Origin of the sequence: Alloalcanivorax profundimaris (assembly GCF_015265435.1) — a bacterium.
Lineage (GTDB): Bacteria > Pseudomonadota > Gammaproteobacteria > Pseudomonadales > Alcanivoracaceae > Alloalcanivorax > Alloalcanivorax profundimaris.
The window spans coordinates 398,553-411,808 of the sequence record NZ_JABJWH010000020.1 but is presented as its reverse complement, the minus strand read 5'-3'; the positions used below and the strand labels follow the sequence as shown (position 1 = coordinate 411,808).

17 protein-coding genes are annotated in these 13,256 nt (G+C 68.9%); 7 read left to right on the top strand and 10 right to left on the bottom strand.

Annotated elements, in window-relative coordinates; genetic code table 11:
- Nucleotides 1–80: 80 nt before the first annotated feature.
- Complete coding sequence (locus HMJ39_RS12335) at nucleotides 81–836, bottom strand: NRDE family protein (protein ID WP_194297533.1); 756 nt, start codon at nucleotides 834–836, stop codon at nucleotides 81–83.
- A gap of 74 nt (nucleotides 837–910) precedes the next feature.
- On the opposite strand from HMJ39_RS12335, the gene HMJ39_RS12330 reads away from it, so the two are divergent.
- Genes HMJ39_RS12330 through HMJ39_RS12315 form a run of 4 tightly spaced genes read left to right on the top strand, consistent with a single transcriptional unit; the run spans nucleotide 911 to nucleotide 3,923 of the window.
- A complete protein-coding gene (locus tag HMJ39_RS12330; protein WP_161384647.1) occupies nucleotides 911–1,714 on the top strand; it encodes a sulfite exporter TauE/SafE family protein in 804 nt (267 codons plus the stop codon).
- A gap of 32 nt (nucleotides 1,715–1,746) precedes the next feature.
- Entirely contained in the window at nucleotides 1,747–2,550 is an 804-nt protein-coding gene (gene lgt, locus HMJ39_RS12325) for a prolipoprotein diacylglyceryl transferase (RefSeq protein WP_161384646.1), read from the top strand.
- 4 nt (nucleotides 2,551–2,554) lie between these two features.
- On the top strand, nucleotides 2,555–3,388 hold the full coding sequence (locus HMJ39_RS12320) for a thymidylate synthase (RefSeq protein ID WP_161384645.1): 834 nt from the start codon (nucleotides 2,555–2,557) through the stop codon (nucleotides 3,386–3,388).
- 25 nt (nucleotides 3,389–3,413) lie between these two features.
- Nucleotides 3,414–3,923 carry a dihydrofolate reductase gene (locus HMJ39_RS12315; RefSeq protein WP_161384644.1) on the top strand — a complete coding sequence of 170 codons (510 nt, stop codon included), beginning with the start codon at nucleotides 3,414–3,416 and terminating at the stop codon, nucleotides 3,921–3,923.
- A gap of 13 nt (nucleotides 3,924–3,936) precedes the next feature.
- Here HMJ39_RS12315 and HMJ39_RS12310 read toward each other — a convergent pair whose 3' ends face one another.
- Both HMJ39_RS12310 and HMJ39_RS12305 read right to left on the bottom strand, forming a co-directional pair.
- Nucleotides 3,937–4,290 carry a helix-turn-helix domain-containing protein gene (locus HMJ39_RS12310; RefSeq protein ID WP_161384643.1) on the bottom strand — a complete coding sequence of 118 codons (354 nt, stop codon included), beginning with the start codon at nucleotides 4,288–4,290 and terminating at the stop codon, nucleotides 3,937–3,939.
- Between the two features lie 127 nt (nucleotides 4,291–4,417).
- Nucleotides 4,418–4,759, bottom strand: a complete 342-nt coding sequence (locus HMJ39_RS12305; RefSeq protein ID WP_194297532.1) for a helix-turn-helix domain-containing protein — start codon at nucleotides 4,757–4,759, stop codon at nucleotides 4,418–4,420.
- A gap of 160 nt (nucleotides 4,760–4,919) precedes the next feature.
- Here HMJ39_RS12305 and HMJ39_RS12300 point away from each other — a divergent pair, with 160 nt between their 5' ends.
- On the top strand, nucleotides 4,920–6,572 hold the full coding sequence (locus tag HMJ39_RS12300) for a site-specific DNA-methyltransferase (RefSeq protein WP_194297531.1): 1,653 nt from the start codon (nucleotides 4,920–4,922) through the stop codon (nucleotides 6,570–6,572).
- Between the two features lie 33 nt (nucleotides 6,573–6,605).
- On the opposite strand, the gene HMJ39_RS12295 is transcribed toward HMJ39_RS12300, so the two are convergent.
- Nucleotides 6,606–7,298: a hypothetical protein gene (locus HMJ39_RS12295; protein WP_161384640.1), complete on the bottom strand. Its 693-nt coding sequence runs from the start codon at nucleotides 7,296–7,298 to the stop codon at nucleotides 6,606–6,608.
- 85 nt (nucleotides 7,299–7,383) lie between these two features.
- A complete protein-coding gene (locus tag HMJ39_RS12290) occupies nucleotides 7,384–7,902 on the bottom strand; it encodes a DUF6231 family protein (RefSeq protein WP_194297530.1) in 519 nt (172 codons plus the stop codon).
- Nucleotides 7,903–8,073: 171 nt separating this feature from the next.
- On the opposite strand from HMJ39_RS12290, the gene HMJ39_RS12285 reads away from it, so the two are divergent.
- Together HMJ39_RS12285 and HMJ39_RS12280 are read left to right on the top strand one after the other, a co-directional pair.
- Complete coding sequence (locus HMJ39_RS12285) at nucleotides 8,074–8,277, top strand: hemin uptake protein HemP (protein ID WP_161384638.1); 204 nt, start codon at nucleotides 8,074–8,076, stop codon at nucleotides 8,275–8,277.
- Nucleotides 8,278–8,352: 75 nt separating this feature from the next.
- Complete coding sequence (locus HMJ39_RS12280) at nucleotides 8,353–9,339, top strand: ChuX/HutX family heme-like substrate-binding protein (RefSeq protein WP_323370897.1); 987 nt, start codon at nucleotides 8,353–8,355, stop codon at nucleotides 9,337–9,339.
- Nucleotides 9,340–9,497: 158 nt separating this feature from the next.
- Here the strand turns inward: HMJ39_RS12280 and HMJ39_RS12275 are convergent, their stop codons facing one another.
- Genes HMJ39_RS12275 through dapF form a run of 5 tightly spaced genes read right to left on the bottom strand, consistent with a single transcriptional unit; the run spans nucleotide 9,498 to nucleotide 13,005 of the window.
- A complete protein-coding gene (locus HMJ39_RS12275; protein ID WP_161384637.1) occupies nucleotides 9,498–9,815 on the bottom strand; it encodes a YqcC family protein in 318 nt (105 codons plus the stop codon).
- Between the two features lie 5 nt (nucleotides 9,816–9,820).
- Nucleotides 9,821–10,525: an HAD family hydrolase gene (locus HMJ39_RS12270; RefSeq protein ID WP_161384636.1), complete on the bottom strand. Its 705-nt coding sequence runs from the start codon at nucleotides 10,523–10,525 to the stop codon at nucleotides 9,821–9,823.
- Nucleotide 10,526: 1 nt separating this feature from the next.
- Nucleotides 10,527–11,435 (bottom strand): tyrosine recombinase XerC, encoded by a 909-nt coding sequence (gene xerC, locus HMJ39_RS12265; protein WP_194297529.1) that lies wholly within the window; start codon nucleotides 11,433–11,435, stop codon nucleotides 10,527–10,529.
- A 5-nt stretch (nucleotides 11,436–11,440) separates the two neighbouring features.
- Entirely contained in the window at nucleotides 11,441–12,154 is a 714-nt protein-coding gene (locus HMJ39_RS12260) for a DUF484 family protein (RefSeq protein WP_161384634.1), read from the bottom strand.
- On the bottom strand, nucleotides 12,151–13,005 hold the full coding sequence (gene dapF, locus HMJ39_RS12255; RefSeq protein ID WP_194297528.1) for a diaminopimelate epimerase: 855 nt from the start codon (nucleotides 13,003–13,005) through the stop codon (nucleotides 12,151–12,153). Before dapF ends, HMJ39_RS12260 begins: the two co-directional genes overlap by 4 nt.
- Nucleotides 13,006–13,256: the final 251 nt, after the last annotated feature.

Below are 13,256 nucleotides of genomic sequence, written 5' to 3'. Positions count from 1 at the left end.
TGAAGACCGATACCCCGTTCGATTCGGCCCGCCTTTTTCAAACCGCTGGCCTGCAAAACGCTTGACCGCGAACAGGGTATCTACGGAGAATCGGCGCTGTAACGGGGCGGGCCGTCGGGCTCGCCGTCCGGGCGCCAGCTTTGTTCCGCCATTTCCGGCTCGCCGTGGGCGTGCAGCTTCACCGCCGAGCTGGCGCGGGTGCCGTACTCCGGGGATTGAATGAACACCGGCGCCACCAGGCGTTCCAGGGCCAGGTTCACGCCGGTGTCTGGCAGCACCGAATCCGGCGGCTGGTGGCGATCGTTGACCACCTGGAGCAGGGCGTCCAGGCCGGCGCCTTCGGCGAGGGCCGCCGTCAGCCGCGCCTTGCCGCGCTCCACCTTGGGCCAGGGATCGTCCAGCAGGCCATTGGACAGCCCGTGCACGCCCGGCGCCACCGCCCGGGGCGGGGCGCCCCGGTTACTCAGGTACCAGAGCCGGTCGCGGTCGCCCACCAGCAGGTTGAAGCCGGCGTAGCGGTGCTGCTGGGTGGCCAGTTCCCGGCAGAAGACCTCCGGGGTGGCGTCGCCCTGCAAAAAGGCGCTGGGCAGCAGGCCCCGGGACAGCTCGCCGTCGCCGCGCTCCGCCACCGGCTCCCGGAAATTGGTGATCACCGCGAAACGCCCGGCCCGGTGGATGCCCAGCCAGGTGCCCCCGGCGCGGCGGTCCAGGCCGTGGAAGACCTGGCCGCGCCAGCGCGCCGGCTCCGTGGGGCGGGCGTGGAATTCATCCCGGTTGGCGGCCACGGTGAGGGGCGTGTCGGCGCCGGGGCGCCACTCGAACAGCACGATGCACATAAGGAGACTTCGCCGGATAGGACAGGATCAAAACGGCCTGCTAGCATAACCGCCATTTCCGGCAGGGGACATCCATGACGCTAGTGCTGATCTGCGCCCTGATCGGGGTGGCCGCCGGCCTGATGGGCGGCGCCCTGGGGCTGGGCGGCGGCGTGGTGATCGTGCCGCCGCTGATTTACCTGTTCCACGGTCGCGGCTTCGACGAGGCGATCGTGGCGCAGATGGCGGTGGGCACCTCCCTGGCCACCATTATCGTCACCGCGCTCAGTTCCGTGCGCGCTCACCATAAGGCCGGCTATGTGCGCTGGCCGGTGGCCGGGCGGCTGGCCGGCGGCATCGTGGTGGGGGCGCTGATCGGCGCGGTGATCGCCGACCGCCTGTCCGGGGTGGCGCTGACCCGGCTGTTCGGCTTCTTCGCCATCGTCATCGCGCTGCAGATGCTGCTGCGCCGGCCTGGCGCGGCCCAGGCCGACGGCGATCAGCCGGAGCGGTTGCCCGGTACCGGCGGTCTGGCCGCCGCCGGTGGCGTGATCGGCGGCATCTCCAGTTTGTTCGGCATCGGGGGCGGCTCGCTGACGGTGCCGTTTCTGTCCTGGTGCCGCCTGCCGATGCAGAACGCGGTGGCGATCTCCGCCGCCTGCGGGCTGCCCATCGCCCTGGCCGGCAGCCTGGGCTTCGTGATCACCGGCTGGGGCCGGCCGGAGCTGCCGGCCTGGAGTCTGGGCTATGTGTACCTGCCCGCGGCCCTGGCCATCGTGGTGACCAGTTTTCCGATGGCCAAGGTGGGCGCGCGGCTCAGCCACCGCCTGCCCTCGGCCCTGTTGCGACGCATCTTCGCGCTGTTCCTGATCGCCATCGGTCTGGAGCTGCTATTGTGAGTGGCCGCCGGCGGCCCTGACGGAGTAAAGGCATGGAGTTTCCCCGTATCGATCCGGTGGCGGTGGCCATCGGCCCCCTGCAGATCCACTGGTACGGTCTGATGTACCTGGTGGGGTTCGTGGGCGGCTGGTGGCTGCTGCGTTACCGCGCCGACCGGCCCGGCAGCGGCTGGACCCGGGAGCAGGTCAGCGACCTGGTGTTCTACGTGGCCCTGGGCGTGATCCTGGGTGGCCGGGTGGGCTATGTGCTGTTCTACAATTTCGGCAAGTTCCTGAACGACCCGCTGTGGCTGTTCGAGATCTGGACCGGCGGCATGAGCTTCCATGGCGGCGCTCTGGGTGTGCTGCTGGCGTTCTGGCTGCTGGCGCGCAAGTTCGGCAAGCGCTACTTCAGCGTCGCCGACTACGCCGTGCCGGTGGTGCCCATCGGCCTGGGCGCCGGCCGCATGGGCAACTTCATCAACGGCGAGCTGTGGGGCCACCCGGCGGATGTGCCCTGGGCCATGGTGTTCCCCGCCGACCCCATGGCGGTGCCGCGCCACCCCTCCCAGCTCTACGAATTCCTGCTCGAGGGCGTGGTGCTGTTCCTGGTGCTGTGGTTCTATTCCGCGCGCCCGCGTCCGGCCGGCGCGGTCACCGGCCTGTTCGGGCTGGGCTACGGCCTGGGGCGCACCTTCGTGGAGTTCTTCCGCGAGCCCGACGCGCACATTGGTTACCTGGCCGGCGGCTGGCTGACCATGGGCATGCTGCTCAGCATTCCCATGATCGTACTCGGCGCCGCCATGATGTTCTGGGCCTACCGGCACGACGACCGGCCGGCCCCGGCAAGGAAGTAAAGGCATGAAGCAATACCTGGACCTGCTCCGCACCGCCCGCTACGAGGGCGTGATCAAGGGCGACCGCACCGGCACCGGTACCCGCGCTCTGTTCGGCCATCAGATGCGGTTCAATCTGGCCCACGGGTTCCCCCTGGTGACCACCAAGAAGGTGCACCTGAAATCCATCATCCACGAGCTGCTGTGGTTCCTGTCCGGTGACACCAACATCGGTTACCTCAAGGACAACGGTGTCAGCATCTGGGATGAATGGGCCACCGAGGACGGCGATCTGGGGCCGGTGTACGGCGAGCAGTGGCGCTGCTGGCCCACCGCCGACGGCGCCGTCATCGATCAGATCGACGAGGTGCTGGCGGAGATTCGCCGCAACCCGGATTCCCGCCGCCTGGTGGTGAGCGCCTGGAACCCGGCTGTGCTGCCGGACCCGCGTCTCTCGCCCCGGGAAAACGCCGCCCAAGGCCGTCAGGCCCTGCCGCCGTGCCACTGCCTGTTTCAGTTCTACGTGGCGGACGGCAAGCTCAGCTGCCAGCTCTACCAGCGCAGCGGCGACATCTTCCTGGGCGTGCCCTTCAACATCGCTTCCTACGCCCTGCTGACGCTGATGATCGCTCAGGTCTGCGACCTGCAGCCCGGCGACTTCGTGCACACCCTGGGCGATGCTCACCTGTACAGCAACCACCTGGAGCAGGCGGACAAGCAACTGGCCCGCGCGCCCCGGCCGTTGCCGCGCATGAAGCTCAACCCGGCGGTGAAGGACCTGTACGCGTTCCGCTACGAGGACTTCACCCTGGAAGGCTACGACCCGCACCCGCACATCAAGGCGCCGGTGGCGGTGTGACCGCCACCGGCCACGAGGAGACCCCATGAGCATTCGCCTGGCGATGATGGCCGCCAAGGCCAGCAACAATGTCATCGGCCGCGACAACAAGCTGCCCTGGTACCTGCCCAACGACCTCAAGTACTTCAAGCAGGTGACCCTGGGCAAACCCATCGTCATGGGTCGCAACACCTGGGAATCCCTGAAACGGCCGCTGCCCGGGCGCACCAACATCGTGATCAGCCGTCAGGCGGATTACGTGGCGGAAGGGGCGAAAGTGGTGGGTACCCTGGATGAGGCCCTGGAGCTGGCCGGGCACGTGGCCCACATCGACGGCCAGGACGAGCTGGTGGTGATCGGCGGCGCGCAAATCTACGCCCTGGCGTTGCCCCGGGCGGAGCGGCTCTATCTTACCGAGGTGCACGCGGACGTGCCGGGCGACACCTACTTCCCGGCGGTGGACGCGGCGCAATGGCGGGAGATCGGCCGGGACGACTTCCAGGCCGAGGGGCCCAATCCCTACGATTATTCCTTCGTGGTCTACGAGCGCGCCTGAACGGCGCGCCGGCTCAGGACAAGCCCTTGCTGTCGCGGATGTCCTCGGCGATGCGCATCAGCAGGCGGCGCCGGGACGGCGGCAGCGCGGAAACGATGGCGATCAGCTCGCGGGTTTCCTTGTCGAAGGCGCTGGCCGGATCACGCAAATGGGGCGTCTTGGAGCGCCCCTCCAGTTCCTCGAACAGCTCGGTGAGCGACATTTCCAGGGCCGCGCACAGACGCCCCAGGCGCTGCACCGACACATCCTGACGGTTGCGTTCGATGCGCGACAGATTGCCCGCGTCCGTACCGGCCCGGTACGCCACCTCTTCGAGGGTTTCTTCCCGGCGCTGGCGCCGTTCCTTGAGAATGCCACCTATATCCATGCTGATAAGTGTCGGTAGCCGCTCTGGCGCCCTCAATGTGTTACTTGCAACAGCGCAAATCATATTTTGTGCTTATAGGCAATTAAGACCGGCGTGCCCTTGAAATGGTGCAAGGGCCGCGCCGCCGCTACTCCTTGCCGGGCGCCAGCCGGGCGGTGAACGACACCTGCAGCCGGTCCCCGGCGGTCAGGTCGAGGCCGCCGCCGCGGCTGCCGTTGTAATCCCTCGGCGGCTCGCCCACGGTGCGCCCCCGGCGCCGTTCCAGGCGGCGCACGAATTCTTCCGGGCTCCATTCGAGGGCGTCGCAGAGCGCCAGCATGCGCGGCACGCTGAGCTGCTGTTCGTTGCGCTCGATGCGCGACAGGTTGCCCGGGTCGGTGAAGGCCCGGGAGGCGATCTGTTTGAGGGTCTTGCCTTGCTGAAGGCGACGTTCGCGCAGGAGGCCGCCGATGTTGAGGTCCTTGGTCATGGTTATGTCCTTTCCTTGAGCGTTGACGGGCGGCACCGGAAATTCGGTTGCCGCTTGGTTGTTGTAGCTTGCGGACTGCGATATAGCAAGATTTTTCCATTGCTATTGTGCCAAATTCTATGATTTGATTTTTGCAATGCAAATGGAAAATGACAATCCCATGGACGAGCACAGATTCTGGCCGGCCCCGGGGGAGGGGAACGAGCCGCCGGCGCTGGCGGATCCGGGCGTCGACGATGACGAGGATTATGCCTTCACCTGGCCGGGCAAGGCGGCGGCCCGCGCCGAGGCCCGGGCACCGGCGCGCGGCGTGTTGCGCGCGCTGCCGGCGCACTCCCAGGGCTTCGACGACGCGCCCCACGCGGTGATCGAGGGGGACAACCTGGCGGTGCTGCGGCGGCTGCGCGGCGCCTATGGCGGGCGGGTGAAGATGATTTACATCGATCCGCCCTACAACACCGGCGGCGAGTTTCTGTATCCGGACAATTTCCGCGACGCCGCCAGGGGCCACCCGGACGGCCGCTACCACGCCCGCTGGCTGAGCATGATGTACCCGCGCCTGGCCCTGGCCCGGGAACTGCTCCGCGAGGACGGCGTGCTGTTCGTCAGCATCGACGACCACGAGGTCCATGTGCTGCGCCTGGTGCTCGACGAGCTGTTCGGGTCGCGCAACTTCGTGGCCATGTTTCCCTGGCAGTCGCGCACCTCGCGCCAGAATGACACCGACCTGTGCGTGCAGCACGAGTATGTGCTCGCCTACGCGCGCCGGCGTCGCACCCGGCACCGCCGGCTCAAGCCGGGCAACCAGACCCAATGGCACCGCGAGCCCGGCTTCGCCGCCTACCCGGAACGCATCCGTGGCGCCCGCTACCGCAACCCGGACAACGACCCGCGCGGGCCCTGGAAGGCGGATCCCTTCGACGCCCCCAACCTGCGCCCCCGGCTCACCTATGCGATCCGCAATCCCAATACCGGCGAGGATTTCTGGCCGCCGCCGGGGCGCTGCTGGCGTACCGGCCCGGAGCGCTTCGAAGCGCTGCGCGCGGACGGGCGCATCGTGTTCGGCCGGGGCGGCCGGGCGCGCCCGCAGCTGAAGGTCTTTCTGGAGGAGAAGCGCGCCTTCGGCGAAGTGGCCGCCACCTGGCTGGACGGCGTTACCTTCGGCACCGCCACGTCCGGCACCCGGGAGCTGCAGGCTTTGTTCGACGGCGAGGTGCCGTTCGCCTACCCCAAGCCCACCACGCTGCTGCGTTTTCTGCTGCGGCTGGCCACCGGACCGGACGATCTGGTGCTGGATTTCTTCGCCGGCAGCGGCGCCACCGGCCAGGCGGTGCTGGCCCAGAATCGCGAGGACGGCGGCCGGCGCCGCTGCCTGCTGGTGCAACTGCCGGAACCCACCGGCGACCCGCGCTGGCCCACCATCGCCGACCTTACCCGGGAACGGCTGCGCCGCGCCGCCGCCGCCCTGGGCAGCGACGAGGGCTTCCGCGCCTGGCGGCACACCCGGACCCGGCCGGCGCGGCCGGACCCCTGGCACTGGCTGCCGGAGCTGGGCCTGCCCCTGGACACGCGCCTGCACGCGGTACCGTTGGGCGCGACAACCGCCCACGCCCTTGAGCATGAAGGCCAGCATTGGTTCTTGGTGGCTTCGGAGACGCTGGAAGACGCGGATCAGGAGGTGCTGCTGGCCAGGGAGATGGATGTGCTGGTGCTGTCGCGGAGGGCCTTGATCACGGCGCCGTCTTTCCAGCGGCGCCTGGACGGGCTGCCCGAAACCCGGCGCCCCCGGCTCAAGACCGTGCCGGCGCTGTAGGAGCGGCTTTGGCCGCGATCGCCGAACGCCGGCTCAGTCCTGGGCCGGCGGCGCCGGCGGGGCGTCCGCCAGCATCCAGAACCGGAACGCCACCACGTTCACCAGGGTGGCCAGCAAACCGGTGATCAGCCCGGTCACCAGCAAGGTGCCCGGGTTCTCGCCGAGCAACCCGATCACCACGCTGTTGACCACCGCCGCCAGCGCGAACACCAGCAAGCCGGACAACACCAGGGTCAGCAGCAGCGGCCACTGGCAGGAGGAAGAGCGCTCGAAGGCCGACTGCAGGGACTGCAGCGGCCCCTCGTCACGGAGCATCAGCCGGAAGGGCGCGAAGCACAGCCGCGCGTAAATCCACAGCGCCGGGAAGAACAGCAGCATCCAGCCCACGGACACCGCCAGGGCCATCATGAAATAGGTGGCCAGCAGGAAGGGGAAGCGCGCCAGGGCCGGCAGCACGCAGGCGGTCAGCCCCCGGGGCCGGCCCTGCTGAATGCTCGCCATCTGCACGATCAGCGCGCCCTCGGCCAGGGGCCGGATCAGCAGCAGCAGCGACATGCTCAGGGCATTGAACCCCACCACCTTGCCGTCGGCGCCGTTGACGATCACCGGCCCGATGGTCCACTGCAGGGCTTCGCCGAGCAGCGTGAACGGGGCGCTGACCAGAAACAGGGCGGCCAGATGGCGGCGCCAGAAATAGAGTGATTCCTTGAGACGTTGCTGGATCATGGCGGGTACCTTGCGCGAACCGCCGTCACCATACGTTAGCCGCCCGGGCTTGACCAGCGCCGCGCCGCGGCGCCGGCCCGCCCGGTTACCACCAGTACTTGCCCCAGTTTTCCGGGTTGGCCCAGAAACGCGGATTGTTCCAGGAACGTCGGAAGTTGTAGCTGTCCAGGTCGTAGCTGTAGATGTCCAGCTCGCGGCCTTCCTGGGCGAAGTGGCCTTCCTCCCGGCAGCCCAGGGCGAGGAAGCCGTTGTGCGGCCAGCGCAGCTTTTCCGGCGCCAGCAGCGGCTGGTACACGGCGACCATGGAATCGGTGTGCAGGTTGCGCAGCAGCCCCAGCAGGGCCTCGCCGTCGCGCCGGGTCATGTACTCGAGCTGGTCGGCGACCACCGCCATGTCCACCCGGCTGATGCGTTCCAGATCGTCGAACGGGTTCAACTCCTGGATACGGGTGAGCTCGCAGTCGTGATCCCGGGCCCAGTGCTCGGCCACGGGCACCGGATTGAGGCTGATGGTCAGCAGGCTCCTCGGCTGATGGCTGTCGAGAATGGCCGCCAGTTTTTCCTGCGGCGTTTCAATGGCTTTGGAAGCGATGGCTGTATTCATGGTTTCAGTCTAGGGCGGTTACCGGTGGACCTCCAGGCCCGGCCATCGGATCCAGGCCACCTTTTGGCTGTGATGCTGTTAAAAATTGTTTGCCGGGAGGGTCACAAGGGCGTTGACGGTATGGATTTAACTAATGATAATGATTCTCAAATACATTTAAGGAGAAATGTCATGTCCCAAGGCACCCTGACCCGCGCGCACAATCCCGCCCTGGCCAGCCGCCGCGCCGCCGGTCGCCGCATCGCCATCGCCGACGACAGCAGCGTGGCCAGCCGGGCGCTGCTCAACCAGGACGGCAAGCTGTGGATCGAGCACGGTGGCGAGCGTTACCTGCTGCGCCGCACCGCCAACGACCGGCTGATCCTGACCAAATAATTTCGAGTTCTCCCTGACTGTGGAAAGCCAGCCGTCGCCAGCTGCCCACTCCCTGATTTCGCAAGGAGGCCCGCCGTGACGGTGACAACCCTGACGCCCAAGACCCAGGCGTCCACCACTTTCCATCATTGCCGCGCCGCGCTCGGTGATCGGGTGCTGCGCCTCCAGGACGAGCCGCTCGCCATCCTCAAGGGGCTTTACCGCCTGGGCGCCCTGGTGGTCACCACCTTCGCCGACGGCGGCCGGGTATCCCAGTCCATGCGTTACCCGGCGCTGCTCAGCGGCGAAGAGGACCTGGAATCCCGGGGCAGCCAGTGCCGCCTCAATCAGCACCTCAACCTGCCGCTGTGGCGGTCGGTGATGGCGGTGCTGGCGCCGGTGGCGGATCTGCCGGCGCGCAGCCTGCTGTTCTTCGACCGCTTCGGCGAGCCGGTGCAGCAAATGGCGGTGGCGCCGGAAACCGGCGGCCTGGCGTTCGAGGAGCTGGTGTGCGCCATGCTGCACCCGGACCAGCGCCAGCTGGGCGCGCCGCCGCCGCGCCTGCCCACCCTGCCCACGGCGGTGCCGTCGGTGGCGGAGCTGGAGCGGCAGTGGTCCCACGGCGACGACGAGGGCTTCGGTGAGTTGCTGGCGCGGGTGGGCGACCGCCGTCAGGTGCTCTACCAGGCGGTGCGCGACAAGTTCGCCTGCCCGGTGCGGGCGGAGACCGTGCCGTCCCTGCTGGCCCTGGCCAGTCGCCGGGAGTATGGCTACACGGTGTGCACCGGCAACAGCGGCGTGAAGCTGTGCCTGACCGCGCCCTGGTCGGCGCCGCGCTGGCAGAAGGGGCATTGCCATCTGGCCCACAACGGCGTGCTGGTGTCCCTGGACATGGGGCGGGTGGCCAGCGTCTGGCGGCTGCGCCGGCCCGGTGCCGGCCGCGTGGTCACCGCGCTGGAAGGGCTGGATGCCCAGGGGCGCTGGCTGTGGACCCTGTCCGGCGGCGAGGACGAGAGCGCCTGGCTGGAGCTGCTTGGCGACAGCCTGATTCAGGAGGGGGCGCCCGGCCGCCGGATGGCGTAGGCGTGGCTCTCCAGCAGGGGCGCGAAGCGGCGTGGCCCCCTTTCCGGGAACGCCGTGAACCCGTCCATGGGGCTCCCGGTCAAACATCCTGTTTGACAGGGTCCCGGAAAGGGGGCCACGCCGCTCCGCTTCGGGGTGAGCCTCGTTGGTGGGTTGGGTTAGAAGTGGCCGTCGAACTCGCGGAGCAGGGCCACCAGCTTGTCGGTTTCCTCCGGCAGGTCGCGCAGGGTTTCCTCGGCCAGCGGCGCCACGTCGCACTGTGCCGGCAGCGGGTGGTCGTCGGCCAGGATCGCCCGGAAGCGGGCGATGAACACCCACTGCAGCCACTGGGTGAAATCCATGGTGTCGGCGAAAAACGGCGTGGCGCTCTCGAACGCCTCCGGTTCCGGCGGGCGGCCCTCCCAAAGGTTCAGGCTTTCCATTTCCGCCTGCAGGTCGTCGAGCAGGCCGTTCAGGGTGAGGCGGGTATCGGTCATGGCGATCAGTTGTCCAGCAGCGGCAGCAAGTCGGTGAGCTCTCGCAAATGATGAATGTGATGGTCCGGCCGGTCCAGGTCCGCCGGCCAGTCCAGGTCGATCAGGTTCGCCCACACCGCCTGGAAACCGTGGCGGCGGGCGGCGTCCACGTCCTCCACCGGGTGGTCGCCCACGTGCAGGGCCTGCTCCGCCGGCACCCCGGCGCTGCGCAGGGCGGCGTGGAACATGTCCGGTTCCGGCTTGCGCCGGCCCACGCTTTCCGCCGAATGGTGGAACACGAACAGGTCGTCGATGCCCACCCGCTTCAGGTCCGAATTGCCATTGCTGAGCGCCCCCAGGGCGTAGCTGTCCGCCAGGGTTTCCAGCACCTCCAGGGCGCCGGGGAAGAAGGTCACCCGGTTGCGCGCCTCGTGGAAGATCTGGAAGGCGTCGGCGGCGATGTGGCGGGCTTCCCGGTCGGCGAAGCCGGCTTCCAGGAAGGTTTCGGCCATGGCGTCCCGGCGCAGCCGGGTCAGGTTGTTCAGGTAATCCGGGTGCTCGCGCACCAGGCGGTCGCGCACCGCGCGGATGCGTTCGGCGGTGAGCGCCGCGGCGGCGTCCGGATGGCGCTCGGCGATCCAGTCGCTGGTGGCGCGCTCGGCCCGACGGATCACTTCGTCCACCGGCCACAGGGTGTTGTCCAGGTCGAAGGTGATCAGTCGCAGCGCCATGTCAGGAATCCTCTTGCTCGTTCTTGCGTTGTGCCCGCGGGTGGGCGCCGTCGTAGACCCGCGCCAGGTGCTGGAAGTCCAGGTGGGTGTAAACCTGGGTGGTGCTCAGGTTGGCGTGGCCGAGCAGTTCCTGGACGGCGCGCAGGTCCCCGGAATTCTCCAGCACGTGGGTGGCGAAGGAATGACGCAGCTTGTGCGGGTGCAGATGGTCTTCCAGGCCGCGCGCCCGGGCGGCCCGGCGCAGCCGCTGCTGGACGCCGGACGGTGACAGCCGGCGGCCGCGCTGGCTGACGAACAGGGCGCGCTCCTCCGGGTCGTGGACCAGGGTGGCCCGGGCGCGCAACCAGGCGCGCAGGGCGTTCAGGGCCGGCTTGCCCACCGGCAGAACCCGGGTCTTGTTGCCCTTGCCGGTGACCACCAGCTCCGCGGAACCGGTGGAAACACTGTCCAGATCCAGCCCCAGCAGCTCCGCCAGCCGCAGGCCGCAGCCATAGAGCAACTCCAGCATGGCCTGGTCGCGGCGCGCCAGGGGGCCGTCGCCGTCCGGGTGGTCGAGCAGGGCGCGGGCCTGGTCCGCGTCCAGGGCCTTGGGCAGGCGGCGGCCGCTTTGCGGGGCGCGCACGTCCAGGGCCGGGTTGTCGGTGGCCCGGCGTTCGCGGATCAACCAGGTGTAGAAGGTGCGCAGCGAGGACAGCAGCCGCTGCAGGCTGCGCCCGCCCAGGCCGCGCCGGTGCAGGCGCGCCACCAGGGCGCGCACGTCGTGGACGGTGACCGCCGCCCAGTCCAGGTCCAGGGCCTCGGCGGCGGTGCTCAGGTCGCGCCGGTAGTGCTTCACGGTGTGCGGCGACAGCCGCCGCTCACTGGCCAGGTGGCGGACGAAGGCGTCGATGGCCGCCTGCCGGGAGTCCACGGCGGTCAGGCGCGTTGCGCGTGGCGGGCGGCGGCGGGGCCGCTCACTTCCACCAGCCGGCGGCTGAGCACCTGGCCGATGTGGGTGATGAACAGGGTGCCCAGGGAGCTGCGGAAGTGCATGGCGTCGGCGCTGCCGATGGCCAGCACGCCCAGGCGGCCGTTGTGTTCCAGGGGCACCACGGCGGCGGATTTCACCTTTTCAGCCTGGTCCTGGAACAGCGCTTCCAGCTCCGCCTGGCGCAGGATGCCGCACACCGCCTTGCCGGTGCGCAGCAGCGGGCCCAGGGCGCTGGGCAGGTCGTCCGGATCCATGAAACGCACCTGTTTGCGCACCTCGCCGAGCAGCTTGGCTTCCCGGTCGTGGAGCAGCAGGGACACGGTGTCGCAGCGGAACTCGTCCTCCAGGCCGCGCAGCAGCTGGCGCAGCAGCTTGTCGGTGCTGCGCGCCTCCAGCAGCGCCAGGGTCAGGCGCCGGGTGTGTTCGAACAGCAGGTCGTTTTCCCGGGCCACGTCGATCAGGCCGTTGAGCCGCTCGCGCAGCTCCTGGTTGCGGTCGCGCAGGATCGAGGCCTGGCGCTCCAGCAACGACACCGCCGGGCCGCGCGGGTCCGGCAGGCGCATCAATTCGAGTAGATCGGGCCGGTCCTGGAAGAATTCCGGGTGGCGGCGCAGGTAGGCGGCCACCTGATCGGCGCCGGGCAGGGTCTCGTCGGTCATGCGGGGGCCTCCACGTCGATTTCGCCATCATAGACACGGCTGGCGGGGCCTGTCATCCGGATGCCGCCGTGGCCGTCGTAGTGCACCTGCAGGGTGCCGCCGGCCAAGTGCACGGTGACGGTGGCGTCCAGCAGGCCGCGGCGCTGGCCGCACACCACCGCGGCGCAGGCCCCGGAGCCGCAGGCCAGGGTTTCGCCGGCGCCGCGCTCGAACACCCGCAGGCGAATCTCGCGGCGGTTGAGAATCTGCATGAAGCCGGCGTTGACCCGCTCCGGGAAGCGCTCGTGGCGTTCCAGTTCCGGGCCCAGGGTGGCCACCGGGGCGGTGTCCACGTTCTCTACCAGCAGCACCACATGGGGGTTGCCCAGGCCCACGGCGGAGACCTCGTAAGCGTTCTGGCCGGCCACCAGAATATAGGTGTCGGCCTCGGCGTCCGCCTGGAACGGGATCGCCGCCGGCGCCCAGCGCGGCGCGCCCATGTCCACGGTCACCAGGCCGTCGTCGGTGACCTTCAGGGTCATCAGCCCCTCGGCGGTTTCCACCCGGATCTCATGCTTGCGGGTCAGGCCCTGGTCGCGCACGAAGCGGGCGAAGCAGCGCGCGCCATTGCCGCACTGGCTGACCTCGGAGCCGTCGCTGTTGAAGATCCGGTAGCGGAAGTCCACGCCCTCGTGGCGCGGCGGCTGCACCACCAGCAACTGGTCGAAGCCGACGCCGAAGTGGCGGTCGCCCAGGCGCCGCAGGTCCGCCTCGGACAGCGGCGGGCCGTCCTCGGGCAGGGGTTGCGACAGGCCGTCGACCACCATGAAGTCGTTGCCGAGGCCGTGCATTTTGGTGAAACGGAGGCGCATGGGAGAATCCGCCGGGCAAGTTCATCGAGGCGCACCATTGTACGGCCCGCGCCGGCGCGGGAACAGGGTGGGGAGGGTGAGTTACAAGTTGAAAGTTAAAAGTTGAAACGCGCCCGAGGCACGCTGGGGCGGCGCGGCCGTGCCCGCGTTCAGGGGTAACCCGCGCTCTGACCGGCCACCTGGCCGCGGGAAGGGCGTGCGGCGCCTCGCCCTTTCAACTTTTAACTTTGAATTTTCAACTGCCCCGAAAA

Bases quoted from the DNA above. Each gene is read 5' to 3' on its own strand.
- HMJ39_RS12310 (WP_161384643.1), bottom strand. From the start codon at position 4,290: ATGGATATAGGTGGCATTCTCAAGGAACGGCGCCAGCGCCGGGAAGAA.
- HMJ39_RS12335 (WP_194297533.1), bottom strand. From the start codon at position 836: ATGTGCATCGTGCTGTTCGAGTGGCGCCCCGGCGCCGACACGCCCCTC.
- HMJ39_RS12315 (WP_161384644.1), top strand. From the start codon at position 3,414: ATGAGCATTCGCCTGGCGATGATGGCCGCCAAGGCCAGCAACAATGTC.
- HMJ39_RS12270 (WP_161384636.1), bottom strand. From the start codon at position 10,525: ATGGCGCTGCGACTGATCACCTTCGACCTGGACAACACCCTGTGGCCG.
- HMJ39_RS12305 (WP_194297532.1), bottom strand. From the start codon at position 4,759: ATGACCAAGGACCTCAACATCGGCGGCCTCCTGCGCGAACGTCGCCTT.
- HMJ39_RS12285 (WP_161384638.1), top strand. From the start codon at position 8,074: ATGTCCCAAGGCACCCTGACCCGCGCGCACAATCCCGCCCTGGCCAGC.
- HMJ39_RS12260 (WP_161384634.1), bottom strand. From the start codon at position 12,154: ATGACCGACGAGACCCTGCCCGGCGCCGATCAGGTGGCCGCCTACCTG.
- HMJ39_RS12275 (WP_161384637.1), bottom strand. From the start codon at position 9,815: ATGACCGATACCCGCCTCACCCTGAACGGCCTGCTCGACGACCTGCAG.
- dapF (WP_194297528.1), bottom strand. From the start codon at position 13,005: ATGCGCCTCCGTTTCACCAAAATGCACGGCCTCGGCAACGACTTCATG.
- HMJ39_RS12330 (WP_161384647.1), top strand. From the start codon at position 911: ATGACGCTAGTGCTGATCTGCGCCCTGATCGGGGTGGCCGCCGGCCTG.
- HMJ39_RS12290 (WP_194297530.1), bottom strand. From the start codon at position 7,902: ATGAATACAGCCATCGCTTCCAAAGCCATTGAAACGCCGCAGGAAAAA.
- HMJ39_RS12320 (WP_161384645.1), top strand. From the start codon at position 2,555: ATGAAGCAATACCTGGACCTGCTCCGCACCGCCCGCTACGAGGGCGTG.
- HMJ39_RS12295 (WP_161384640.1), bottom strand. From the start codon at position 7,298: ATGATCCAGCAACGTCTCAAGGAATCACTCTATTTCTGGCGCCGCCAT.
- lgt (WP_161384646.1), top strand. From the start codon at position 1,747: ATGGAGTTTCCCCGTATCGATCCGGTGGCGGTGGCCATCGGCCCCCTG.
- HMJ39_RS12300 (WP_194297531.1), top strand. From the start codon at position 4,920: ATGGACGAGCACAGATTCTGGCCGGCCCCGGGGGAGGGGAACGAGCCG.